Origin of the sequence: Dongia deserti, from assembly GCF_003574735.1 — a bacterium.
Taxonomy (GTDB): domain Bacteria; phylum Pseudomonadota; class Alphaproteobacteria; order Dongiales; family Dongiaceae; genus Dongia_A; species Dongia_A deserti.
On sequence record NZ_QORW01000011.1, the window covers coordinates 23,074 to 43,974 of the forward strand.

Consider the following 20,901-nt stretch of genomic DNA (forward strand, 5'->3'; position numbering starts at 1 on the left):
CTTATCGTAGGCCGTCGTCGCGCACGACGATCGCGAGATGCTTCATCTTGAAATCTCCAATGCTTGCGGGCGTTCGTCTCGCCCAAAGTCGCGTCCCACCGCCGAATGACGGAGGCGGCAGAGCGCACGACAAACTCAGGCCGCCTTCCGGCCCGACGATGCGGTTGCTCTGGCTCGGGTCAGAGAGTTCTTGTTCACCGAACTGTGGGGCTTCAGCGCCAGGCGCTCATTGGCAAGGGCTTCGGCCAGACCGGTCAGCCCGCCGCGGACGGCAGCCTCGGTGAGCGTCCAATCGATAATGTCACGCTGTGCGTGGCTGCCGCCGAAGCTGTTGGCGATGAAGCGTGCGCCATGGAGGCGGTCGGCCGCGGCCTCGTACTCGCCGCGCCAGAACGCTGCGAACCCTTCAATCAGAGGCACGGCGGTCCGCTGCCTCCATTCAGCGACATCGGATGCAGCGGTGCCGTTCCGACAGGCCTCGACAATCCGGTCGACCGCACTGTCCCGGCCCGCGCCGAGATAGGCCATCACCGCATGCCAGTCGTTGAACGGATAGGTGCGGCCATCGGCATGACTGTCCCAGGTCGCCGCCAGCTCGTTCCAGCGGTCACCGACATCATGGCCCGAGAGATGCAGGCGCCAGAGGAGCGCCGACGCATCGATCATGTCGAGTGCGACGGTGCTGCGGTCCTGACGGATCGGCCCGTCATAGAGCGCAAAGACCGCATCGACCTGCCCGAGATCCAGGTGATACAGCGAACGATGCCACCAGTTGTGGACCTTGAAGAAATTGTCGTCGCCGGACCAATGTGACTCACGGGCGATCATCCAGCCGATGCCGTCCTCGGCCCTGCCCTGCATCTCCATGACATGGGCGACGGCGTGGTGCGCCCAGCAGTCGAGCGGCTGCAGGTCTACCGCGCGGCGGCCGGCGTCTTCGGCCCGTCCATAGTCGCCGGTTTCCTCGAGGCCAAACGCGTGCATCCCGAGCAGGATCGAATAACCCGGCATGTCCGCCGACCATTTCGGCAGGACGCGCGCGATGCGGTCGCGCAGACCCCGCGCGTGGGCGCGGAAGAAATCCATCAGGTGGCCCGACTGAAGCGCGACGATGTCATGCGGATAGTATGCATTGTGCTGATCGAGAGCCTCAGCGGCGGCGGTCCACTGTCCCGCAAGGAGCAGGTCGAGCGCAGCAATGTGCGAGGCCTCGCGTTCCGAGAACCGCAGCGTCTTCACCTTGCCGACGATCGCTTTTGCTCCCCTCGTCGCCTCTGGTTCGGTTGCCAGGCCGAACAGATGTGCTTTCAGGATATGCGCCATCGCGAAGTCGGGTGTGGCTTCGATGGCGCGGTCCAGCATGCCGACGGGGTCGCCGCGATAGATGTTGAAGGCCTCGACGGCCTCGTTGAACAACTCTACGGCCTCGACGGTGGCGCCCGAGAGGGCGTTGCCCTGTGCATCGGTAAGCATGTTCGGGTTTTCCTTTAGAATGAACAGTTGCCGCATCGACTGCTTGAATCACAATCGACTGCCGGCTGAGCGGTTTCGATGCTAAGCTAGACTGGCTGACGGGAGCGGTTAATGAGCGATGCGCCGGAACACTTGACCGAGCCGCCGCTTTTGAGGGGAGTATGCCCGGTAGATGCTCTATTGGACATGCTGCGCGCGATGCGCCTCACGGGAGGGATATTTCTCGACGTGGAGTTCACCGCGCCGTGGTGCGTGACCGCTAAGGTTGGTCCCGAGGATTGCATCCCGTTCACACCCGAACCGCGCCACATCATTGCCTATCACTACGTCACCGCCGGCCGCTTCCTTCTGAAGGTCGACCATCAACCGCCGGTGCGGGTCGAGAGCGGTGAGATCGTCGTTCTGCCACGCAATGACGGTCACGTCATCGGCAGCGCCTTGAATCTCCGAGCCGTCAGTGCCGAGCATCTGATCCAACCGGCGGCGGGGGGCGGGCTGGCAAAAATCGTTCACGGCGGAGGCGGAGAGCGGACAAAGATCCTGTGCGGGTTTCTCGGCAACGACATGCCGCATAATGCCATCATAGCGTTGCTGCCGAGCGTCCTGAAACTCAAGGTCACGGAAGGCGCATCGGGGAGTTGGATCGAAAGCTCGTTCCGGTTCGCCGGGAAGGAACTTTCAGAGGCCGAGGCTGCCTCGACGCCGATCCTCGCAAAGCTCGCGGAACTTCTGTTTATGGAGGCGGTCCGCCGCTACTTGGTCTCTCAGCCGCCCGCCATCAGCACCTGGACGGCGGGCATGCGTGACCCGATCGTCGGAAGCGCGCTTGGGCTCCTTCACAGTCAGATCGCGCGGCGTTGGACCACGGAAGGTCTGGCGCGAGAGATAGCCGTGTCCCGCTCAGCCTTTGCGGAACGCTTCACGCGCGTCATCGGCGAGCCGCCAATGCGCTACCTGGCCCGACAGAGGTTCGAACAGGCCTTGGCGCGACTAAGGGATTCCGCCGACCCGATCGCACGGATCGCCTTCGAAGTGGGCTACGAGTCCGAAGCGGCATTCAACAGGGCGTTCAAACGCGAGTATGGCGTTCCACCGGCGAGCTGGCGTCGGGATCACAGGGCTGGCAAAGCTTGAACCTTGACCAATCACTCGCGGAGCCAAGGCACACCATTGAACGACAGGAAGGGTGGCATTTCGTGACATCCAGATGTGCTTCTTCAGGGAATGGGCCATCCATGACTATGGATGCGGAAACGTATGTCCGACAAAACAGCGCAGCTAAAGGGCGAGTTCAAAGAATGCACTATGAGAAGAACTGGACTGTGGGGGCGCTGAAAAGTGGCGTCAGCCGACCTCGATAATGGCAACTAAATGCTCCGCACGTAGCTCGATTCGTGACCGCAGATCGAACAGAAAATAGCCACCGATCAAGACGGCCAGCACAAGTGCAGAAAGCGACATCTGTCCCGTTGTCCGCGAGAGAACTATTCGAGCTCGATCTCGCCATCGACAATCAAATTCAGGCCGGTCTGACCAAGCGCTAATGTCACCTTGGCCGTCAGCTTCTCCTTGCCGGACAGGCTGCCTTTCGAGAGCGCCTCCCGTACCGCGTTCTCGATCTCGCGCTGCGCGGTGATTCCGACTTCCTTGAAGAACTTCCGCACGCTCATGACGGCCGCGCGCATGACCGTTTTGGGTCTTGGCCGTGTGAAAAGGCTGCCATAGGCGATCCAGTGAAACTGGTCATCGGCATTCTGGGATTTCCAACGCGAACAGCCACCATTGGCATCCGAGAGCCGCTGTGAAGGCATTTGAGCCGTGCCGTCGGCCAGAGAATGACGCTACAGAGCCCGCTATGCCCCGATCGCGGTCATGAGCGGCTTGACGCCGACGATGTTCATCACGCGCGTCAGATTGTAGGCGAGCACAGAGAGTGCCATCTCTGTGGCGACCTTCGGTAGGGTCTTCGTCAGGAAGTGCGTCGCGCCCATCCGCGCCTTCATCGTGCCGAATGGATGCTCGACGGTCTCGCGGCGCATCCGCATGGCGTCCGGGCTCGCATCGAGGCGCTCCTGGACGGCCTCCAGCAGGTGCTCGTGTTCCCAGCGTGGGATACGCCGCAGCGGCGCCGTCGTGCATCGCGATTGCAAGGGGCACCTTGGACAAGCCGTCGTCCAATAGCGGCGGATCGTCATGCCGTGCTCTTCCGCTGAGAACCGATAGGTCAGCTGCTCTCCGGCCGGACAGCGGTAGACGTCCTTTTCCGGCACATAGACAAAGTCTTGCTTACCAAAGCGACCTAGCGATTTGGCGCCGGACGTCAAGGGCTCCCACCAACTCTGGATCCAGCGACGAGGTCGGCTCGTCGAACAGGAGCAGCTTGGGTTTCATGGCCAGAGCGCGGGCGATGGCGACACGTTGCTTCTGACCGCCAGAAAGTTCTCGGGGATAGGCCCGCGCCTTGCCCGCCAAACCAACGCGGCGCAGTAGAAGATGGGCATGCGCTTCGGCGTCCGATCTGGATTCGCGGCGAACCTGGATGGGGGCTTCGATGATATTTCCCAAGACCGACAGATGCGGAAACAGATTGAAGTGCTGGAAGACCATCGCGGTATCTACGCTCGCCTACGCCAGATTTCGACAGGTTCGATCGGGCCAAGGCCGAACAAAGACCGTATCGCATGCTGTCCAAGACCGGAACTCATTGCGCTGTTTGTCAGCTAAGCCCTCATCAACGGCAGCGGCGGCGCGCCGCCGATGCTTCGAGGTGCACCCAGCGAGACAAAAGGCCTAATGTGCGGCGCGTTCTGCTATATCCAGATTTATCGCAGCGCCTGGTCAAGAAAGATGGATCCGATCCCGCCGCCTTGCGTACCGTTGGTTCTGCGGCTTGAGCATCGAGGACAAGATCCCTGACCACTCGGCCTTCACGCGGGCGCGCAACGAGCGGTTTCGCGACGGCGGACGGGTCGATCCACTAACAACCCACGCTTCCCGAAAAAGCGCCAAGCCTACGACTTCAAATATCGGTTGCGCACTCGTCTATCCGAGGGCACAGTAATTGAGACTGCACAATTGCCAGACCTACACGATTGCACGGCGGGACCGTCCCTGGTCTTTCGTTGGGCTCAATGTCGACGTGCGCCGACCGCTTCCGTCCGCGCGCGTGCAGCTTTTGTCATCGAGACGTTGTCGTAAGTGCATATTGTGACGGCAGGCATTTCACAAAGGGGGAACATCTGTCAACCGTGGGTCGTGGCAAACTCAACCATAAGGAGTCCATCCGCGCGATACCCGCGAGTTCAGTTGGGCGTTCTGCCCGCATTCGGTTCATCTGCGGTTCATCTTCTTGATTCAATAGGAGAAAATCCGATCACGAAGCCGCGAGGTAACGAGGTCGTCACATGGGGAATCGGGGCGATCATCGTTACATAGACGGTGGCGGGACGAGCGGCAGGCGCCGTTCGAGGGACGCCCTATAGGAGGTCACAATGAGAACGCCCACAGAGCTTCCGCGCCGCAAGGGTTGGGGGACCAAAGCCGTTGGAGCGCTGATTGCAGTTGGCGTCGCGCTGGCCGCTTCCTCGCCGGCCATGGCAGACAAGTGGAACAATCCGGGCCACAACAAGCACTGGAAGAAGCATCACCAATACGAACATAGCCACGGCGGCTATTACTATTACCAGCCGCGGCCGAAGGTGGTGTACGTGCAGCCGGCGCCAGTCTATGTGCAGCCGGCTCCGGTCTACGTGGCGCCGCCGCCGGTCTACTATGTGCAGCCGGCGCCGGTGATCTACCCACGGCCGCAGGTGAACATCGTTTTCCCGCTCGATTTCTGATTTCCGAACTGGGTGTGCGAGGGGCGAGTCCCGGAAGGGCCCGCCCCTTTGCGCGTCCGGTCGACCGCCCAGGCGTGCATTCGCTAGGATTTTAACCATTACGTCCTCTCGCATTTGAGCCATATTTGATGCATCAGCGATGGCTCAAATCGCGAAAGGACAGGCACCCATGAAGCTCGGATCCGCAGCCTTTCGGCTATTCGTCGGCGCCCTGATGGCGCTCGGCTTCGCCGTCGGCAGCGCGCTGTTCGGCGCAGCGCCGGCCAGCGCGCAGTACTACTCCGCAGACGTTCCCCCAGTCGTCTTCCAGGACGCTCCCCAGGACATTCCGTGGTACATGCCGCAGCCCTGGGTGCATCCGCCCCAGACTGGGCCCAAGATCCGGAAGCTACCGGGTTATTACGGCCACAATTATCGCGATCGGCCCTATGGCGGATTCAGCAACGGCTGTTACGGCTCTTGCCGCGAACTGCCCGGCACCATCAGCACAGGCTACGGCGTGGTCCTCTCGCAGCCGGTCGTGGCGATCTTCGACCCGCGCGGTTATGCACTCGTGCCGCGAGTGCAGTATCAGCCGCAGCCGGCCTCCGCCCTACCGCCCGCCCCGAAGCCTGTGGAGCCGGCCGTCGTCTCGGTGCGCGCCGCCTCCAACGCACCAAGGGGACTGCAGCCCAAGTTCACCTTGCAGAACGGCGTGCGCATCCTCCGGCCGTCTCCAGTGACGTACTAGGGAGGCGGGCTCCCCGCTCGCACAACACCCCGTTTCCCCCCGACACGGGGAGGGTCGGGGCGGGCGAAGCGAGCGAAGACTCTTTCCGACTAGTCGATCGGCTGGGTGGTGTCGAACTTCACGCGATCGATGACGACCATGGCCTCGAACCGCTTCATGTGCTTGCCGAACATCAGGCGCTTGGCGAAGTCCTGGTACTCTTCCATGTCGGCGGTAGCGATCACCAGGACGTAATCGGTCGCCCCGGTGACGTGGTAGCATGCGGTCACCTCGGGCGCCCGTCGCACCTGGCGCTCGAAGTCCTCGAAGACGTGCTGCTGCTCGCCTTCGAGCGTCACCGTCAGGACCATCATCAGGCGGCGCCCGATTGCCTTCGGCGAGACGACGGCGATCTCGCGCTCGATCACACCGGCTTCCCGCAGCTTCTGCGCGCGCCTGAGGCACGCCGCCGGTGACAGGCCCACCAGGGCGGCGAGCTGTTCGCCGGTCCGGCGGCTGTCTTGCTGCAGCGCATCAAGCAGGCGGCGATCGAAATCATCCAGCTCCATGGGCTCCTCGCGATCGAAATCGTCGCAAAGACCGGGATCATAGCGAAATCTCCGCGCGACGCTGCGCCCTTTTGCGCCCCTTTCTCTCGTCACTCGGGCCATCATCCCGGCGCAAACACGATGTCGAATCCCGCGATTTCACGCCAATTTTCAGGCTACGGAGGAGACCATGCTGAACATCGAAACCATCGCCTCTCGCAGCAGCCTCGCCATCGCCCTTCGCAACGCGTTCGGCCGCGTGGCGCGGTCGATCACCCTCGGCGTCCAGGACTGGTTGATCCGCCGCGAGGACAGCATCTTCGCGGAGATGCCCGACCACCTGCTCAAGGACATCGGCCTCAGCCGCGACAGCCATGGTGCGCTGCGGCGAGAAAGGCTGTGAGCCGCCGCGCAGCGTTGCCGGCCCCTCACGTAGTGCAAGAGCTTGATGGTCCACCGCGGAGCGCTGGTGTGCAGACCATCACGGCCCACCTGGAAGTTGGAGGCGGCGACTAAAGGGGCGGCTTCCCCTCCCTAGCCCTCCACCGTGTCGGGGGGAGGGGATCGCGGCGAGGGAGATCACTGTGACCTTCGCCACAGCTTCGCCCCTCACCGCAATGTGTCTCTGCCCGGCGCACGCAACTGCAGCGCGGCGCGGCTGTTTGTCGTATAATCGTTGCTTCTGCGCCGTCGATTGAAACCATGTGAAGGGCGGCAAGCATGATTGCACAACATCCCTATTCCTCCATCACGCTGCGCCTGCTCGCGGTCCTGGCGGTTGCGTTGGGCTTCGTCTTTGTGCTCGCCAGCAGCGCGGCGCAATCGGCGAGCGCCGATTCCAGCCAGTGGATCCGTTCGCAGCCCCATTGGTGGGACCACTCGAAGGCGTGGCACAAATCGTGGCACCACCGACGCCAGTTCCGCAGCAGCCGGCCCCGCATCATCATCGGCGGATCGGGCTTCTCCTTCTCCAGCCCGGGGGTCGTCATCCATCGGGGCTTCACCCATCCAGGCTTCGTCAGTCGAGGCTTCGTCAATCCCGGCTTCGTCAATCCGGGGTTTACCCATCCCGGCTTCGTGGTGCGCCAGCCCAGCTTCATCGTGCGGCAGCCGGGGTTCATTGTGGGTCGGCCCAGCTTCGCGACGCGGCACCCGAGCTTCATCTTCGAGCGGCATCCGCACGTCTTCAAACGCCATCATTCGCTGCACTTCGGCAAGCCGTGGTGGCACAAGAGATGGAAGCACACACATTGGCGGCATGCGCCGACCGGAGGTGCGCCCATGGGGCTGGGCGGTGCGCGCATCATCGCGCCCGGCATGAACTAAAGGCTGAGCGGCGGGCCGATTCGGCTCCGGAACCAATCGCTGGCGGGCTTGTTCCAAGGGCCGATTAACCGTCTTGGGAGCTTGCGAATGCCGAGTTTGTCCATCCCAATCGAGACCCTGGGCTACATCATCGAGCGGGCACGCGAGTTCGACGCGGAGGTGCCGCCGGTGCTGACCGATGACGGCAGCAACCCGATCGACGACGAGGCCGGCGACACCACCATCCTCGAGGACCGCCTCGACAATCCGACCGCGGAGGAGCTTGCTGCCGCGCTCGATCAGCTCAACGAAGACCAGCGCGACGAGATCATCGCCCTGACGTGGGTCGGCCGCGGCGATTTCAGCAAGGATGATTGGCGGGAAGCGGTGGAGGCCGCCCACGACCGGCACAATGGCGATGAAACGCGCTATCTCCTGGGCACGCCGCTGTTGTCGGACCTGCTGGAAGAAGGCGCTGCCCAGCTTGGCTACAGCCGCGAGGATCTGGAGGAAGGGGAGCCGTAACCTAACGCATCAGGTGGTCGCACAGCAGGGGCAGCTTGTCCTGGCCCCAGAACAATTCGCCGTCGACGACAAAGGTCGGAACACCGAACGCGCCGGCAGCGAGCGCTGCGGCGACGTTCTGTTCGTGCCGCGCTTGGACCTTGCCCGACCGCAGCAGGGACCGGAACTCCCTGGCCGGCGCACCAGCCTGCAACGCTAATTCTACCAGCAGGTCTTCGTCGAACCGGCTTTGGCCCTTGTCGAAGCACAAGCTAAAGAGACTGCGAGCGACCCCTTCCGCCACGCCCAACAGCTCGGCCGCGACGCAAGCGAAAGCCAGCGCCTGCCAGTCGACGGCCACCCAATCTGGTTCACGATAGGGAACACCGTAGTGCTGCGCCCACCGTTGCGCGTCTTTCGCGCGATAGGCGGGGTCATATTGGCCGCGGCGTGCTGCCGCTGCGAACGGATTTGGCCCCGCTCTTTCGATCAGCACGCGGCTGTACAGCGGCCTCCACGCGAACGCGGCGCCTGTCTCATGCGCGATCACGGAGACCTGTGTCGCGGCCAGATATGAATAGCGACTACCGAGACCGAAGAAGAAGAAGTCCACCTGCGCGATGTCATCAGCTCTTCAGCCGGTAGCCGGTCCGCAGCCAGTAATGGACCCAGGCGAACAGCCCGAGATTGATTGCGATCGCCACGGTGGCCGACAGGCGCAGGTCGGCCACCGCCTCGCCGATCGCGCCAAAGCGGAAGCCATCGATCAGATAAAAGATCGGATTGAAGGCGATCAGGGTCTGCGCCAGCTCCGGCATCGCGGTGACCGGCGCGAACACGCCGCTCAAGAAAGCGAGCGGCAGCAGCACAAAGGTGTGCAGCGCCGTGTACTGATCCCACTTCGCCGCCCAGATCCCGAGCAAGGTGCCGATCAGACCATGCATCATGCCGGTGGCCGCGGCAAAGAACAGCAGGGCGCCGGGATGCGCCACCTCAGCCGGTACGAACAGCAGCGTCATCAGCGCCACCGCGCTGCCCACCACCATTCCGGCGATGGTCGAGCTGAGTGCGAAGCAGGCGGCCTTTTCCGTCGGGGTCAAGGGCGCCATAAGCCAGTCCATGTGGGTGCGCTCGTGCTTGTCGAAAATGAGGTTGGCGCCGGAGACCTCGAAAGCACGCTCCGCGATCGAAAAGCAGACCAGGCCCGGCGCGATGAAGATGACGATGGCCTGCGGGTCTAGCTTGGTCAGCGAGGATGACGCGATCACGAACAGCAGCAGATAGAGCGCGTTGGAGATGACCGGCCCGAGGATCGTGTAATGCAGGTCGGAGAAGCCGTTCTTGAACTGCCGGCGCAATAGGCTCCAGCAGCCGATCCAGTTGACCGGTCCGAAGCGGCGCGCCCGCAAAGCCATCACCTGCGGAGCCGCCATGTCGCTCATGCTTTCAGATGAAAGCCGGTGGCGAACAGGCGGTGTGTCAGCCACAGAAGCACCGCATTGGCGCCCAGCAGCACGAGGATGCCGGCGGTCAGCGAGCCGTCCGCATGGCCGATGAAGCCGTAGCGGAACCCGTCGATCATGTAGAACAGCGGGTTCGCATGCGCAACGCCCTGCCAGAAGGGCGGCAAGCGCTCGGCGGAATAGAAGGTGCCGGAGAGGAAGGCCGCCGGGGTCACCACGAAATTGGTGATCGCGGCCATGTGGTCGAACTTCTCCGCCCAAACGCCCGCCAGCACCCCGACCAGCGACATCAAGAGGCTCGCCATGACCGCATGGAACAGGATGAAGCCGGGATGCGCGACACTGACGGGCACGAACGGCACCATCGCCACCCAGGTCGCGATTCCCACCAAGATACCGCGGGTAAGCCCCCCACACGCCATGCCGATCGTGCGCTCCAGCGGCGTCAAGGGCGGCATCAGCAGATCGACGATGTTGCCCTGGATCTTGGAGATCAGGATCGACGATGAGGTGTTGGCGAATGCGTTCTGGGTGATCGCCATCATGATGAGGCCGGGCGCCAGGAACGCCCGATACGGCTCGCCCGCCACCTGATCCACCGCGTGCCCCAGCGCCAGCACGAACACCGCGAGGAACAGCAAGGTCGTCACCATCGGCGCCAGGATGGTCTGGGTCGCCACCGTCATGAAGCGGCGCACCTCTTTCATGTAGAGCGTCCACAGCCCGACCCAGTTCATCGTGCGGTAGTGGCGCGGCGCCAAGCTTTGCTGGAGAAGTCGCGGTGTCGTCATGGCGCGGGGACGATAGTCACCTCGCGTGCCATGTGCAAGTCACCCACCTTGGCATCGTGCACCATTTCTGGCACCATATGTTTATGGGCCATCTGCGACCGCCGCGCCGTCTTACGCCCGCCGACTTGAAGGGCGCCGCTCTCGATTATCTCGATCGCTTCGCCGCCACCCGTGCGCGTCTGCGCCAGGTGATGCTGCGCAAGATCCGCAATTCGGTGCGCGCCCATGGCGATGATCCGGCGCCGCTCATCACTGCGCTGGACGATACCATCCAATGGCTGGAGGCCAGCGGTTTCCTGAGCGACCGCGCCTATGCCGAGGCCAGGGCGCGCACTCTTTCCGCCCGCGGTACGTCGCGCGCCCATATCATCGCGACGCTCACTTCGAAGGGCGTCGAGACGGCGACCGCCCGTGCCGCGGTCGATCGCCTTTCCGTGGAATTCGAGGAGCCGGAGCTGGAGGCGGCACGACGCTATGCACGACGTCGTCGCCTCGGCCCCTATCGCAGCGCGGACGAGGTGCGTGCCGAATGCCGGGACAAGGATCTGGCCGCCATGGCCCGCGCCGGCTTCGCCGGCCGCGTCGCACGCCAGGTCATAGATGCGGAAGAGGCTTAGAGAATCCTCCGCGGACCATACAAACAAACCTAGTCACGCTTCCGTCCCATTACCGCAAACAGGCAATGCGGCACGCGCAACGGGTCCTGCGGGAAATCGCGCGCTAGCATCGCGCCGAGCTCGGCATCGAAGGCGCGCACCTCATCGGGAGACAGAGATCCGGAGACGCCGGCAGACGCACGCATGCGACCGCGCCAGCCTTCGTGGCTATAGGGAATGTCGAAGTCGACAGAGAAACTTTCGATCGGCTGGAAGCCAGCCGTGCGGAGGTCGCGAACGAAGCTCGGTTTCATCCCGTCGAGGCCGCCATAGGGCCATGCGGGATTGTAGCGTTGGATGATGGCCTCGCTGCGCGCAACGACGTTGGCGCCGATCGGCAGCCAATCCTGCGAGCATACTACCAACCAGCCGCCGGGCCTCAGTAAACGCGTTGCTTCCGCACTCGCCTTCGGCCGGTCGAACCAATGCCAGGCGCAAGCAGCCGTCACGAGATCGAATACTCCAGTCGGCAGCCCGGTCTCCTCGGCCTTCCCGACGATGTAGTCGATCGTGAGCCCCTGTGCCGCATCCAGTGTCTTGGCCGCCGCCATCATATCCGCCGACACGTCGAGCCCGGCGACGCCGAGCCCGCGTTGCGCCAGGCCCCGCGCCAGATAGCCGGTGCCGGTGGCGAGATCCAGCGCCTGCATGCCCGGCCGCGCCAGGCCGCGCCGCATCAGCCGCTCGAAGAACCAGTCGGGGTAGCTGGCGCGATGGCGCGCATAGTCCTCTGCGGTCTTGCCGAAATCGGCAGTGAACTTCTCCCGTTTCATGTGCCCTTGTAACCGCTGGACAATCGCGCGCCAAGCCGCCACCTTGGACGCATGATACGCGGGGGCGTCACGGGCGAGAACGAAGCGGAGTTGATCGTGGTGGGCGGCGGGCTGGTCGGCCTGACGCTGGCGATCGCGTGCGCCGACGGCGGCATCCGCACCATCGTGGTGGAGGCCGAGTCGGCAGACGCGCTCAGCAGCAAGGCCTATGACGGTCGCTCCTCCGCCATCGCTCATGGCTCGCAGCAGGTGTTGCACGCGATCGGCGCCTGGGATCGCCTGGCATCCGACGCGCAGCCCATTCTCGATATTCGAGTGACCGACGGCGGCTGGCATGTGAAGGGCGAAAGCCACGGCTATGTGCACTACAGCCACTTGGACCTGCTCGATCGGAAGCCAGATGTCAGAGATCAGATGTCAGATGTCAGCGGCCTGCAGTGCGAGCCTGAGGCACTGGCTCGATCCGACACGTCGCGCCCTGGCGCCCCTGCTTCCACTCTGACATCTGACAGCCGACATCTGACATCTGCCCCGTTCGGCTACATCATCGAGAATCGCCTGACCCGCATCGCGCTGCTGGAGCGGGCGAAGGAATGCGCCAACCTCACGCACCTCGCACCCTATGTCGTCACGGCGCTCGATATTGCGAGCGATGCGGCGCGTGTCACCTTGGGTGACGGGCGCGTGCTGACCGCCCAATTGATCGTCGCTGCCGACGGCAAGCAATCGGCGCTGCGCCGGATGGCCGGCGTTGCCTCGCGCCAGTTCGGCTACAACCAGACCGCCATTGTCTGCACGGTCATGCACGAGAAGCCGCATCACGGCGTCGCGCACGAGCATTTCTTGCCCGCCGGCCCGTTCGCCATGCTGCCAATGACGGATGAAATTCTGCCGGACGGCAGCCGCCGCCACCGATCCTCGATCGTGTGGTCGGAGGATCCACGCCTGGTGCCGATGCTGCTGAAGCTGGATGACGACGCCTTCGGCAAGGAGATCGAACGGCGCTTCGGACTGAGCCTGGGCCAGGTGCGGCCGCTCGGGCCGCGCTTCTCCTATCCGCTCACCATGACCCTGGCCGACAGCTATGTGCGCGACCGGTTCGCCTTGACCGGCGACGCGGCGCACGGCATTCATCCGATCGCGGGACAGGGCTTTAATCTCGGCGTGCGCGATGTGGCGGCCTTGGCCGAGGTGCTGGTGGACGCTTCGCGCGGCGGGTTCGATCTTGGCTCCATGGAGGTGCTGGAGCGCTATGCGCGCTGGCGGCGATTCGACAATCTCTTGCTCTCCACCTTCATGGACGGGCTGACACGGCTGTTCTCCAACGATTTCGCGCCGCTGCGGTTCGCCCGCGACCTCGGCTTCACCATCTTCAATCGCACTATGCCGCTGAAGCGCCTGGCCATGCGCCATGCCATGGGTATCGTCGGCAAGCTGCCGCGCCTGGTGCAAGGGCGGCCGCTCTGACCTTGCGCGTGGCAGTGCTGGGGGGCTATGGCGCCTTCGGCAGCCGCATTTGCTGCCTGCTCGCGCGCATCGACAAGATCGAGCTGCTGGTCGTCGGGCGTGATGCGCGGCAGGCGGAAGCCTTGGCAAGAGAACTGAAGACGGAGCATGCGGCGCTCGACGTGGGGAAGCCCGGCGATCTCGCCGCATTGATGGCGCGCCGTCCGAAGGTCGTGATCAATACCGTCGGGCCGTTCCAAACCGCAGACTACCGCGTGGCGCAGGCCTGCATCGAAGGCGGCGCGCATTATATCGATCTGGCAGATTCGCATGCGTTCGTCGCCGGCATTGCGCAACTGGATGAAGCCGCCCGGGCCAAGGGCATTACCATCATTTCCGGTGCCAGCACTGTGCCGGCTTTGTCCGGCGCCGTGGTGGCTGAGTCCGGCCTCACGCCCACCGCCGTTCGCATCGGCATCAGCCCTGGCAACAAGGCACCCCACGGCCCCGCTTTGGTGGATGCGATCCTGAGCCAGGCAGGCAAGCCCCTGCCCGTCTTGCACGCGGGCCGGTCAACGAAGGTGCCAGGCTGGGGCGAGATGCATCGGCGGCGTATTCGCACCGACCGCGACCACGGCCTTGGCAAACGGTGGCTGTCCGCTTGCGATGCGCCCGATCTGGTATTGCTGCCGCAAGTCTATCCGTCGCTCCGGAGCGTGGAGTTCTACGCAGGGCTGGAGCTGTCCGTGCTTCATGTCGGATTGTGGATCCTGTCGCTGCCTGTGCGCGCCGGATGGCTGAAGAGCCTGCTGCCGCTGCGCAAGCCGCTGCGTTGGATCGCCGACCGCCTGAAGGTGCTCGGCAGCGATCGCGGCGGCATGCTGGTCGATGTGGAGGGGACGGACAGCGAGGGGCAGCCCAAGGCCTATCGTTGGCGTTTGATCGCGGAAAGGGGACAGGGGCCGTTCATTCCCGCGTCGCCCGCCACTGCGCTGGTCGCCCGATTGGCACGTAGCGAGACTCCGCGCCCGGGTGCCTATCCGTGTCTCGGGGTCCTCAGTGTCGACGAGATCCTGGCCGTCGTTGCGCATCTGCCGATCTTCACCTTGAGCCGCATCAAGGATCGCAGTGACCTCTTTGCCTTGGCGCTGCACCAGGAGTTCCGTCGGCTGCCGCAGCCGATCCGCATCATGCACAGCCGCAGGGAATGTGCGTCGGCGCGCGGACGTTGCGATGTCGATCACAGCGCGAACCCGCTCGCGCTGCTGGTCCGCGCCTTGTTCCGCATGCCCCGCAAGGGGCGCGACCTGCCGCTCACCGTCCGGTTCATTACCCGCGGCGGCTCCGAGGTCTGGGAACGGGATTTTAATGGGCGCATCATGCGCTCGTATCTCAGCCGCGCATACATACCGGGGGAGATCACCGAGCGGTTCGGCCTGTTTCGTTTCACCATCCGCTTGCGCTGGGACGGCACGCGATTGCACTACCAGATCGTCAAGGGAAAGCTCATCGGCATCCGGTTGCCGCGCGCGCTGCTCCCGCGCACCACGGCTTTCGAGCACGTGGAGGATGGTGTGTTCCGTTTCGACGTGCGCCTCAGCCTGCCCGTGATCGGGCTGCTGGCCCATTATCGGGGCTGGCTGAAGCCCGATGAGATCAGTGGCGCCGCGGCGGCTCTCGGCTGAGACCCTTCTCCGCCAGCGCCATCAGATACTCCGCCCAGATCTTTTCCTGATTGCGTCCGAGCTCGTAGAGATAGCGCCACGAATAGATGCCGGTGTCGTGCAGGTCATCGAATTTGATGCGGACGGCATAGTTGCCGACCGGCTCGAGCTCGAGGATGCCGACGTGGCGCCGGCCAGGGACGATGGTCTTCTGCCCCGGTCCATGCCCCATCACTTCCGCCGACGGGCTCTCCACCCGCAGCAGCTCCGCCGGATAGCGGAACTTCGAGCCATCATCGAAATCGACCTCCAGCACCTTCTCCGCTTTCTTGAGCCGGATCTCCACCGGCCAGTGCGGTGTGCTGACGTCTTCGTGTTTGTCGTTGGTCAAGTCTCTCACCAGCAGATATCCCCTCCCCGCATCGGGGGAGGGGGCTAATTCGCCGCTGCCAGCTCGTCGTCCGTGAGCTGGCGGGCTTCGTCGACCAGCATGATCGGGATGCCGTCGCGGATCGGATAAGCCAAGCCCGCACCGCGGCTGATCAGCTCCTGCTTCTCGCGATCATAGATCAGCGTGCCCTTGGTCAACGGGCAGACCAGGATCTCCAGTAGTTTCGGGTCCACGGCAAAAGCCGGATTGCGGTCGGTCGGCGTGACGTCGGTCATGTCCATCCCTCAATGTAGAATGCGATCCGATGACTGCTTGTTGGTGCCGGCCAGCTCGAACAAGGCGGTCATCATCGCGCCAAGCTGCGCTAGGTCAGCGCACTCCAGCAGGCTCTGCTTCTCGTCCGGCGAGAACGGAGAGAGCATGGCCAGCGACACCAGCAGGTGATCGTCCGGCGCGCCCTTGATGGTGTCCCAATCCACCTTCAGCTGCTTGGCCTCGACATAGGACTTGAAGGCGGCAAGGAATTCCCGTTTCGCTGCCATCTCGAAATCGCGCTCCGCCATGTCTTCGGCGAAGGGCACATAGTCGGGCTCCACCAGTCGGAAGCCGCCTGCATGCAGCGGCAGCTCCCGCTTGATCGCGAAGCGGATAAGCCCGCTCAGGGTGATGACGTAGCGGCCGTCTTCCGTCTCCTGGAACGAGACGAGGCGGCCCGCGCAACCGATGCGATGGACGGCGGGGCGCGCATCGGGATCGAGATTGCGGTCGGCCCCCGGCTCCACCGGCTGCACCATACCGATGAGGCGCGTCGGCGACATCAGCGCGTGACGTGTCATGGCGAGGTAGCGCTGCTCGAAGATGTTGAGCGGCAGGCGGCCACCGGGAATGACCACCGCGCCGGTCAGCGGAAAGATCGGCAGCACCTCCGGCAGCTCGCGATAGCCGGGATCGAAGGGACCGAGCGAAGTCGGGCCGGGGCGCATCGTTCCCCTAGCTGAACAGCAGCGATGAAAGCCGCCGCCGCCCGCTCAAGGTCAGCGGATCGGTCGGGCCCATCGCCTCGAACAACTTCACCAGTTCCTTGCGCGCGGCCTCTTCGTTCCACGCGCGGTTGAGGCGAATGATCTCGAGCAGCTGATCGATCGCGCCCTCGCGCTCGCCGCCGGCGAACAGGGCCTGCGCCAGGGCAAAGCGCGCGTCGAGGTCCTTCGGGTTGGCTTCGACGCGCGCGCGCAGTTCCTGCGACTGGCCGGCCGTCTTCTGCCCCGCTTCGGCCAGCTCCAGCTGCGCGCGAGCACCAGCGATCGCCGGATCGTTGGCGGACGCCGCCGGCACCTGCGCCAGGACCCTCTTGGCCTGGTCCAGTTCGCCCACCGCGATGCAGCAGCGCGCCATACCGCCGAGCGCCTTCACATTGTCGGGCTCATGCTCCAGGACCTGCGCGAAGATCGCGCTGGCGGCTTCATGATCGCCTTCCTTGAGCGCGGCTTCGGCATGTTCGATGGCCTCGTCGATCGGGGACGGGCCGGGCTCGCCGCCACCGAGCTTCGCGAGGCGCTGGATGAACTGCTTCAGCGCGCTTTCCGGCTGGGCGCCGACGAAGCCGTCGACCGGCCGCCCCTGGAAGAAGGCGTAGACGGCCGGGATCGACTGGATGCGCATCTGCGCCGCCAGCTCCTGGTTCTCGTCCACGTTGATCTTGACCAGGCGGACCGCGCCGCGCGCGTCCTTCACCGCCTTTTCAATGATTGGACCGAGCTGCTTGCACGGGCCGCACCAGGGCGCCCAGAAATCGACGATCACCGGCACCTGCAGCGAGGCTTCGAGCACGTCGGCGCGGAACGAGGCTGTATTGGTATCTTTCACGAGGTCGCCCGCGGGAGCGCCCAGTTTTTCGCCAATCAACTGATCCATTTCATCAAACTCCAAATATTCCCGGAACTTGGCTGTTAATCTGGCCCTTTGTGGCGCCGCAATCAAGGCGGCGCCAGGGATCGGTAATCAGGAATCAGGTATCAGAAATTCCTCTGATTACTGATACCTGATCCCTGATACTTGGCCTCAAGCCAGGTCCATCAGCGTCGGGCTGTGCCCTTCAGCCTCGAGAAACCGGACCAGATCCCGCGGGGAAAGGGCCGTGGTCATGGTGTTGACCAGGGGATGGGCATTCACCGGGTCGAAGCCCATCAAATCGCGATCTAGCACCACTTTCACCTTGCGGTCCGTGTCATTGATGATGGCGAAGGGCGTCACGGCCCCCGGCAGCACGCCCAGATAGCGCATGAGCCGGTCGGCCGAGCCGAAGGAGAGCTTGCCTGCGCCCAACCGTTCGCCCAGGGCCTTCAGGTCGATGCGCTTGTCCTCTTCGGCCACCACCAGCCACATCTCCTCCTTCTTGTTGCGCAGGAACAAGTTCTTGATGTGGCCGCCGTGAAGTGCGCCGCGCAAGGCCTTGGCCTCTTCCACGGTGAAGACCGCGGCGTGCTCATGGTTCCGATAGGCGATGCCGAGCGCCTCCAGCCGCCCCAGCAATTGCTGGGGCAAGGTGGGGATTGCGGGTGTTTCGGCGGTCGGTCGGGCAGTGTCGTTGGGCATGAATGGGCGGCTTCCGTTGATGCAAATCGAGGCGCTGAGATAGCCAATGGCGCGGCGGAATGCCAGCCCCGCGCCCACCGCGCGCCGGCGCAACCGCCGCGATTCTGAGCGCAAGCCATTGAAATCTATCGAAATCAGAGGCTTGCAAATGCGTCGCTGATCGCTATGATGCGCGCCGCCCACCGACGGAGCGCGGGCGTAGCTCAGGGGTAGAGCACAACCTTGCCAAGGTTGGGGTCGAGGGTTCGAATCCCTTCGCCCGCTCCAAAATTCTCGAATCTTTACCGAGTGTTAGCGAAGGTCTGCAAAGCCTTCCCCATCCTAGGCGCCGACATTGTGGTGACTTTTGTGGGGAGTGCTTCTCTATGAGTGTTTTCAAGCGTGGCGACATCTACTGGACCGAGTTTGTCTACAAGGGCCAGCGCATCCGCGAATCCACCGGGACCGACAAAAAGAAGCTGGCGGAGGAGTTTGAGGACAAGCTGCGCCGGGAGTTGCATGAACAGGTGATGCTCGGTCGCACGAAGGCAATGACCTTCGGAGAAGCGACGGACCATTACACGACGACCAACATTAACATCCGCCGTCGCAACCCCGATGGCACGATGCGCTCCGGCACGAAGGACGACCTTGGCCGCATCAAGCGCATGGAGGAATACTTCGGCACCGATGCGCTGCTGTCCCAGGTGATCGCTCCCGCCAAGATCGCGGAATACCGGAAGCATCTTCTCGCCACCGGGATCAAGCCCAACAGTGCCAATCGCATCCTCAACATCTTCCGCGCCGTTCTCAACGCTGCCTTCAAGGCTGGCGGTTTGGCGCGTGAGCCGATCATTGAGAACTTCACTGCCAATGATGCCCGCGAGCGGTTCCTGTCTGAGGACGAAGAAAAGCGGCTGCTGAAAGCCTGCCCGGCATACCTCCGCAACTTGGTGCAATTCTATCTCGATACCGGAGCGCGCCATGACGAAGGGGTCAAGCTCACTTGGGATCGCGTGAGCCTCGTAAAGGATGGCCGCTCATCGGTCACCTTCACCAACACCAAGAACGGCAAAGCGCGCACCGTGCCGTTGCCCTCCCGCACCGCCGCGATGCTAACCCGCCTGCGGCCGAAGGGTCTTAAGAAGCAATCCCGAGTGTTCCTGTGGAAGGCGCCAGGGGCAAAGAAGGCTGTCCCGTTCGCCGACCCTAAGAAGGCATGGGAGACAGCCAGGACAGCCGCCAAGCTGGATGGGTTGCGCATCCATGACTTACGCCACACCTACGCTTCGAAGCTCATTAAGAAGCGGGTGCCTCTCTATGATGTGTCGAAACTGATGGGGCACGGTTCCGTCCGAATGACGGAGCGTTACGCGCATCTGGTGCAGGAACAGCTTGAGAGCGCCGTTGCGGTTCTCGATCAGGCGGCTTGAAGCATCGCCATGCGGCGACGATAGCGGGCCTCCGGGTCTTCCCCGGTGTTCTTGTTCTTGATCTTGGCGGCGATGCCCGTAACTGCCGCCTTGATCACCTCCCGCGATGGTTCCACGGTCGGTGTAGCGATTGGCTGAATGCGGTTTGCTTCCAGGTAGGTGAACAGGTCGGACCGCAGGTAGACGGTTCGCCGTGCAATCTTCACCTTGGGCAACCCGAGCCGGTCAATCGTTCGGATCGAGACACCCAGGAAGGAACTCGCCTCAGCCCGTGAGAGCGTTGGTTGTTCCGACATTGTCCTTTCTGAAACAAAAACCCCCCGCCTCCAGATGATCAGTCCGGAAGCGAGGGGTGTCACGCCTCGTTACAAAGAGGGCGCGTTATTGTCGAGCCGCAGCCAATGTTCGCGGAGATTCACAAGTGCCACGACCTGTTCCGCGTCATAGAGGATGCGCCGCCCATCGTGCCATCGGCGCAACTTCAAGGCGTTGAGTTGTCCGAGTGATACGTGCAGCAACATTGCCGCATGAACACGCTTCACCCCTGGACGGTCTGAGGTGTCAGTCATCGCCGCACGCGCTCCGGCTTGCCGCCCGTCGCCAGCCACTGCTGCCACGTCATGCTCCGGCCATCGGCAGTCGTCAGGATGATTCGACCATCGCTGCCACGAGACGCGGTGCCGCCGATCACTTCCGCCTCCAGGATCATCCCAGGGTCGATAGTGTCGAGGTTATGGAGGTAATGCTTGGCGAGCTTCTGATAGCCATGGGTGTTGCGGAGAGTAACCTGCCGGTCAACCGCTTCGCGCATCTCCAGTGGCTTCGCCTGCCATGCCCACTCCCACACGTCTGCCGGATCAACGCCAAGCTGAGAGGCGGCATTGTTCGCTTGTGCCTCAAGCTCCGGCCGTAACGTATCGACCATCGCCTGCACCTTGGCCGGTTCAACGCCCATCTGCGAGGCCGCGTCCGCCATCCGCTGTTCGCTGATCTCGCCATCCGTCGTCAGTTCCCGCACCGCTGCCACACGCGTCAAGGCGCTCGTGTAAGCATTCAGATCGGAGAATACTTCCTCCGCCTCGCGGCTCACGGCTTCCGTCTGCAAGTCAGGATGCAACGGCTTTTGCTGCGGCTGCTGTTCCGGTTCTTGGGCGACACCCTGTGGCGCTACTGCTGCCTGTGTGGTGCCGCCCTGATTAGGGCGCGTTAGCCAGCCCATCGCGCGCGCTTGATCAACCGTCAACTCCGCGCCGTTCATACGGATGATGCTATCGCCTGTCACCTGGTGCGATGCCAAGCGGCTCTTAGTCTGCGGGTGCATGGCCCATTCCC

26 protein-coding genes, 1 tRNA gene and 1 pseudogene are annotated in these 20,901 nt (G+C 63.5%); 12 read left to right on the plus strand and 16 right to left on the minus strand.

Annotation, left to right across the window (positions count from 1 at the left end; genetic code table 11):
- Positions 1 to 135: 135 nt before the first annotated feature.
- A complete protein-coding gene (locus DTX69_RS17745; RefSeq protein WP_119303098.1) occupies positions 136 to 1,473 on the minus strand; it encodes a tetratricopeptide repeat protein in 1,338 nt (445 codons plus the stop codon).
- A gap of 111 nt (positions 1,474 to 1,584) precedes the next feature.
- On the opposite strand from DTX69_RS17745, the gene DTX69_RS17750 reads away from it, so the two are divergent.
- Positions 1,585 to 2,607, plus strand: a complete 1,023-nt coding sequence (locus tag DTX69_RS17750) for an AraC family transcriptional regulator (RefSeq protein WP_119302899.1) — start codon at positions 1,585 to 1,587, stop codon at positions 2,605 to 2,607.
- Positions 2,608 to 2,957: 350 nt separating this feature from the next.
- Here the strand turns inward: DTX69_RS17750 and DTX69_RS17755 are convergent, their stop codons facing one another.
- The 3 genes and pseudogenes from DTX69_RS17755 to DTX69_RS17765 all read right to left on the minus strand — a co-directional run bounded on the left by DTX69_RS17755 (position 2,958) and on the right by DTX69_RS17765 (position 4,080).
- Complete coding sequence (locus tag DTX69_RS17755) at positions 2,958 to 3,143, minus strand: DUF6494 family protein (protein WP_284735877.1); 186 nt, start codon at positions 3,141 to 3,143, stop codon at positions 2,958 to 2,960.
- Between the two features lie 183 nt (positions 3,144 to 3,326).
- Positions 3,327 to 3,803, minus strand: a pseudogene (locus DTX69_RS17760) (transposase); the annotation flags it as partial.
- Positions 3,760 to 4,080: an amino acid ABC transporter ATP-binding protein gene (locus tag DTX69_RS17765; RefSeq protein ID WP_119302901.1), complete on the minus strand. Its 321-nt coding sequence runs from the start codon at positions 4,078 to 4,080 to the stop codon at positions 3,760 to 3,762. The pseudogene DTX69_RS17760 and the gene DTX69_RS17765, both read right to left, overlap by 44 nt.
- Positions 4,081 to 4,324: 244 nt before the next feature.
- On the opposite strand from DTX69_RS17765, the gene DTX69_RS31035 reads away from it, so the two are divergent.
- The 3 genes from DTX69_RS31035 (at position 4,325) to DTX69_RS17780 (ending at position 6,042) form a co-directional block, all read left to right on the plus strand.
- Positions 4,325 to 4,534 carry a transposase gene (locus tag DTX69_RS31035; protein ID WP_407643990.1) on the plus strand — a complete coding sequence of 70 codons (210 nt, stop codon included), beginning with the start codon at positions 4,325 to 4,327 and terminating at the stop codon, positions 4,532 to 4,534.
- 430 nt (positions 4,535 to 4,964) lie between these two features.
- The gene (locus DTX69_RS17775) at positions 4,965 to 5,312 is read left to right on the plus strand and encodes a hypothetical protein (protein WP_284735878.1); all 348 of its coding nucleotides are present in this window, start codon (positions 4,965 to 4,967) and stop codon (positions 5,310 to 5,312) included.
- A 169-nt stretch (positions 5,313 to 5,481) separates the two neighbouring features.
- A complete protein-coding gene (locus DTX69_RS17780) occupies positions 5,482 to 6,042 on the plus strand; it encodes a hypothetical protein (RefSeq protein WP_119302902.1) in 561 nt (186 codons plus the stop codon).
- 89 nt (positions 6,043 to 6,131) lie between these two features.
- Here DTX69_RS17780 and DTX69_RS17785 read toward each other — a convergent pair whose 3' ends face one another.
- Complete coding sequence (locus tag DTX69_RS17785) at positions 6,132 to 6,590, minus strand: Lrp/AsnC family transcriptional regulator (protein ID WP_162917313.1); 459 nt, start codon at positions 6,588 to 6,590, stop codon at positions 6,132 to 6,134.
- 169 nt (positions 6,591 to 6,759) lie between these two features.
- Here DTX69_RS17785 and DTX69_RS17790 point away from each other — a divergent pair, with 169 nt between their 5' ends.
- From DTX69_RS17790 to DTX69_RS17800, 3 genes are all read left to right on the plus strand, one after another.
- On the plus strand, positions 6,760 to 6,972 hold the full coding sequence (locus DTX69_RS17790) for a DUF1127 domain-containing protein (protein ID WP_119302904.1): 213 nt from the start codon (positions 6,760 to 6,762) through the stop codon (positions 6,970 to 6,972).
- A 317-nt stretch (positions 6,973 to 7,289) separates the two neighbouring features.
- Positions 7,290 to 7,895, plus strand: a complete 606-nt coding sequence (locus DTX69_RS17795) for a hypothetical protein (protein WP_119302905.1) — start codon at positions 7,290 to 7,292, stop codon at positions 7,893 to 7,895.
- 87 nt (positions 7,896 to 7,982) lie between these two features.
- Positions 7,983 to 8,399, plus strand: a complete 417-nt coding sequence (locus DTX69_RS17800) for a DUF3775 domain-containing protein (protein WP_119302906.1) — start codon at positions 7,983 to 7,985, stop codon at positions 8,397 to 8,399.
- Position 8,400: 1 nt separating this feature from the next.
- On the opposite strand, the gene DTX69_RS17805 is transcribed toward DTX69_RS17800, so the two are convergent.
- From DTX69_RS17805 to DTX69_RS17815, 3 genes are read right to left on the minus strand one after another with little or no spacing between them, the layout of a single operon-like run.
- On the minus strand, positions 8,401 to 8,991 hold the full coding sequence (locus DTX69_RS17805; protein WP_162917314.1) for a 2-hydroxychromene-2-carboxylate isomerase: 591 nt from the start codon (positions 8,989 to 8,991) through the stop codon (positions 8,401 to 8,403).
- A 13-nt stretch (positions 8,992 to 9,004) separates the two neighbouring features.
- Complete coding sequence (locus tag DTX69_RS17810; RefSeq protein ID WP_162917315.1) at positions 9,005 to 9,811, minus strand: ABC transporter permease; 807 nt, start codon at positions 9,809 to 9,811, stop codon at positions 9,005 to 9,007.
- Positions 9,812 to 9,816: 5 nt separating this feature from the next.
- The gene (locus tag DTX69_RS17815) at positions 9,817 to 10,632 is read right to left on the minus strand and encodes an ABC transporter permease (RefSeq protein WP_119302909.1); all 816 of its coding nucleotides are present in this window, start codon (positions 10,630 to 10,632) and stop codon (positions 9,817 to 9,819) included.
- Between DTX69_RS17815 and DTX69_RS17820 the strand changes: the two genes are divergently transcribed.
- On the plus strand, positions 10,623 to 11,249 hold the full coding sequence (locus DTX69_RS17820) for a regulatory protein RecX (protein ID WP_284735880.1): 627 nt from the start codon (positions 10,623 to 10,625) through the stop codon (positions 11,247 to 11,249). The genes DTX69_RS17815 and DTX69_RS17820 overlap by 10 nt on opposite strands.
- Positions 11,250 to 11,278: 29 nt before the next feature.
- On the opposite strand, the gene DTX69_RS17825 is transcribed toward DTX69_RS17820, so the two are convergent.
- On the minus strand, positions 11,279 to 12,061 hold the full coding sequence (locus DTX69_RS17825; RefSeq protein ID WP_119302911.1) for a class I SAM-dependent methyltransferase: 783 nt from the start codon (positions 12,059 to 12,061) through the stop codon (positions 11,279 to 11,281).
- A 51-nt stretch (positions 12,062 to 12,112) separates the two neighbouring features.
- Here DTX69_RS17825 and DTX69_RS17830 point away from each other — a divergent pair, with 51 nt between their 5' ends.
- Both DTX69_RS17830 and DTX69_RS17835 read left to right on the plus strand, forming a co-directional pair.
- Complete coding sequence (locus tag DTX69_RS17830) at positions 12,113 to 13,528, plus strand: UbiH/UbiF/VisC/COQ6 family ubiquinone biosynthesis hydroxylase (protein WP_119302912.1); 1,416 nt, start codon at positions 12,113 to 12,115, stop codon at positions 13,526 to 13,528.
- Between the two features lie 8 nt (positions 13,529 to 13,536).
- Positions 13,537 to 15,192: an SDR family oxidoreductase gene (locus DTX69_RS17835; protein ID WP_162917316.1), complete on the plus strand. Its 1,656-nt coding sequence runs from the start codon at positions 13,537 to 13,539 to the stop codon at positions 15,190 to 15,192.
- Here DTX69_RS17835 and DTX69_RS17840 read toward each other — a convergent pair.
- The 5 genes from DTX69_RS17840 to DTX69_RS17860 all read right to left on the minus strand — a co-directional run bounded on the left by DTX69_RS17840 (position 15,164) and on the right by DTX69_RS17860 (position 18,157).
- Positions 15,164 to 15,562, minus strand: a complete 399-nt coding sequence (locus DTX69_RS17840; protein ID WP_119302914.1) for a gamma-butyrobetaine hydroxylase-like domain-containing protein — start codon at positions 15,560 to 15,562, stop codon at positions 15,164 to 15,166. The genes DTX69_RS17835 and DTX69_RS17840 overlap by 29 nt on opposite strands.
- Before the next feature lie 44 nt (positions 15,563 to 15,606).
- Entirely contained in the window at positions 15,607 to 15,837 is a 231-nt protein-coding gene (locus DTX69_RS17845) for a Trm112 family protein (protein WP_284735882.1), read from the minus strand.
- 9 nt (positions 15,838 to 15,846) lie between these two features.
- Entirely contained in the window at positions 15,847 to 16,545 is a 699-nt protein-coding gene (locus DTX69_RS17850) for an LON peptidase substrate-binding domain-containing protein (RefSeq protein ID WP_119302915.1), read from the minus strand.
- Between the two features lie 7 nt (positions 16,546 to 16,552).
- Positions 16,553 to 17,476: a thioredoxin gene (gene trxA, locus DTX69_RS17855; protein ID WP_119302916.1), complete on the minus strand. Its 924-nt coding sequence runs from the start codon at positions 17,474 to 17,476 to the stop codon at positions 16,553 to 16,555.
- Between the two features lie 147 nt (positions 17,477 to 17,623).
- A complete protein-coding gene (locus tag DTX69_RS17860; RefSeq protein WP_162917317.1) occupies positions 17,624 to 18,157 on the minus strand; it encodes a prolyl-tRNA synthetase associated domain-containing protein in 534 nt (177 codons plus the stop codon).
- A gap of 192 nt (positions 18,158 to 18,349) precedes the next feature.
- Here DTX69_RS17860 and DTX69_RS17865 point away from each other — a divergent pair.
- Positions 18,350 to 18,424 (plus strand) — tRNA-Gly (locus DTX69_RS17865).
- A 98-nt stretch (positions 18,425 to 18,522) separates the two neighbouring features.
- Entirely contained in the window at positions 18,523 to 19,569 is a 1,047-nt protein-coding gene (locus tag DTX69_RS17870) for a site-specific integrase (protein WP_119302918.1), read from the plus strand.
- On the opposite strand, the gene DTX69_RS17875 is transcribed toward DTX69_RS17870, so the two are convergent.
- Together DTX69_RS17875 and DTX69_RS17880 are read right to left on the minus strand one after the other, a co-directional pair.
- Positions 19,557 to 19,865 (minus strand): helix-turn-helix domain-containing protein, encoded by a 309-nt coding sequence (locus DTX69_RS17875; RefSeq protein ID WP_162917318.1) that lies wholly within the window; start codon positions 19,863 to 19,865, stop codon positions 19,557 to 19,559. The two genes, DTX69_RS17870 and DTX69_RS17875, sit on opposite strands and share 13 nt — an antisense overlap.
- Positions 19,866 to 20,134: 269 nt before the next feature.
- Entirely contained in the window at positions 20,135 to 20,827 is a 693-nt protein-coding gene (locus DTX69_RS17880) for a hypothetical protein (RefSeq protein ID WP_162917319.1), read from the minus strand.
- Between the last annotated feature and the right edge of the window lie 74 nt (positions 20,828 to 20,901).

What these genes read in the sequence shown, in the direction of transcription:
- trxA (WP_119302916.1), bottom strand. Translation starts at nt 17,476, where the DNA reads ATGGATCAGTTGATTGGCGAAAAACTGGGCGCTCCCGCGGGCGACCTC.
- DTX69_RS17830 (WP_119302912.1), top strand. Translation starts at nt 12,113, where the DNA reads ATGATACGCGGGGGCGTCACGGGCGAGAACGAAGCGGAGTTGATCGTG.
- DTX69_RS17750 (WP_119302899.1), top strand. Translation starts at nt 1,585, where the DNA reads ATGAGCGATGCGCCGGAACACTTGACCGAGCCGCCGCTTTTGAGGGGA.
- DTX69_RS17860 (WP_162917317.1), bottom strand. Translation starts at nt 18,157, where the DNA reads ATGCCCAACGACACTGCCCGACCGACCGCCGAAACACCCGCAATCCCC.
- DTX69_RS17800 (WP_119302906.1), top strand. Translation starts at nt 7,983, where the DNA reads ATGCCGAGTTTGTCCATCCCAATCGAGACCCTGGGCTACATCATCGAG.
- DTX69_RS17850 (WP_119302915.1), bottom strand. Translation starts at nt 16,545, where the DNA reads ATGCGCCCCGGCCCGACTTCGCTCGGTCCCTTCGATCCCGGCTATCGC.
- DTX69_RS17765 (WP_119302901.1), bottom strand. Translation starts at nt 4,080, where the DNA reads ATGGTCTTCCAGCACTTCAATCTGTTTCCGCATCTGTCGGTCTTGGGA.
- DTX69_RS17875 (WP_162917318.1), bottom strand. Translation starts at nt 19,865, where the DNA reads ATGTCGGAACAACCAACGCTCTCACGGGCTGAGGCGAGTTCCTTCCTG.
- DTX69_RS17790 (WP_119302904.1), top strand. Translation starts at nt 6,760, where the DNA reads ATGCTGAACATCGAAACCATCGCCTCTCGCAGCAGCCTCGCCATCGCC.
- DTX69_RS17825 (WP_119302911.1), bottom strand. Translation starts at nt 12,061, where the DNA reads ATGAAACGGGAGAAGTTCACTGCCGATTTCGGCAAGACCGCAGAGGAC.
- DTX69_RS17785 (WP_162917313.1), bottom strand. Translation starts at nt 6,590, where the DNA reads ATGGAGCTGGATGATTTCGATCGCCGCCTGCTTGATGCGCTGCAGCAA.
- DTX69_RS17845 (WP_284735882.1), bottom strand. Translation starts at nt 15,837, where the DNA reads ATGACCGACGTCACGCCGACCGACCGCAATCCGGCTTTTGCCGTGGAC.
- DTX69_RS17880 (WP_162917319.1), bottom strand. Translation starts at nt 20,827, where the DNA reads ATGAACGGCGCGGAGTTGACGGTTGATCAAGCGCGCGCGATGGGCTGG.
- DTX69_RS17755 (WP_284735877.1), bottom strand. Translation starts at nt 3,143, where the DNA reads ATGAGCGTGCGGAAGTTCTTCAAGGAAGTCGGAATCACCGCGCAGCGC.
- DTX69_RS17780 (WP_119302902.1), top strand. Translation starts at nt 5,482, where the DNA reads ATGAAGCTCGGATCCGCAGCCTTTCGGCTATTCGTCGGCGCCCTGATG.
- DTX69_RS17795 (WP_119302905.1), top strand. Translation starts at nt 7,290, where the DNA reads ATGATTGCACAACATCCCTATTCCTCCATCACGCTGCGCCTGCTCGCG.
- DTX69_RS17745 (WP_119303098.1), bottom strand. Translation starts at nt 1,473, where the DNA reads ATGCTTACCGATGCACAGGGCAACGCCCTCTCGGGCGCCACCGTCGAG.
- DTX69_RS17810 (WP_162917315.1), bottom strand. Translation starts at nt 9,811, where the DNA reads ATGGCGGCTCCGCAGGTGATGGCTTTGCGGGCGCGCCGCTTCGGACCG.
- DTX69_RS17870 (WP_119302918.1), top strand. Translation starts at nt 18,523, where the DNA reads ATGAGTGTTTTCAAGCGTGGCGACATCTACTGGACCGAGTTTGTCTAC.
- DTX69_RS17775 (WP_284735878.1), top strand. Translation starts at nt 4,965, where the DNA reads ATGAGAACGCCCACAGAGCTTCCGCGCCGCAAGGGTTGGGGGACCAAA.
- DTX69_RS17815 (WP_119302909.1), bottom strand. Translation starts at nt 10,632, where the DNA reads ATGACGACACCGCGACTTCTCCAGCAAAGCTTGGCGCCGCGCCACTAC.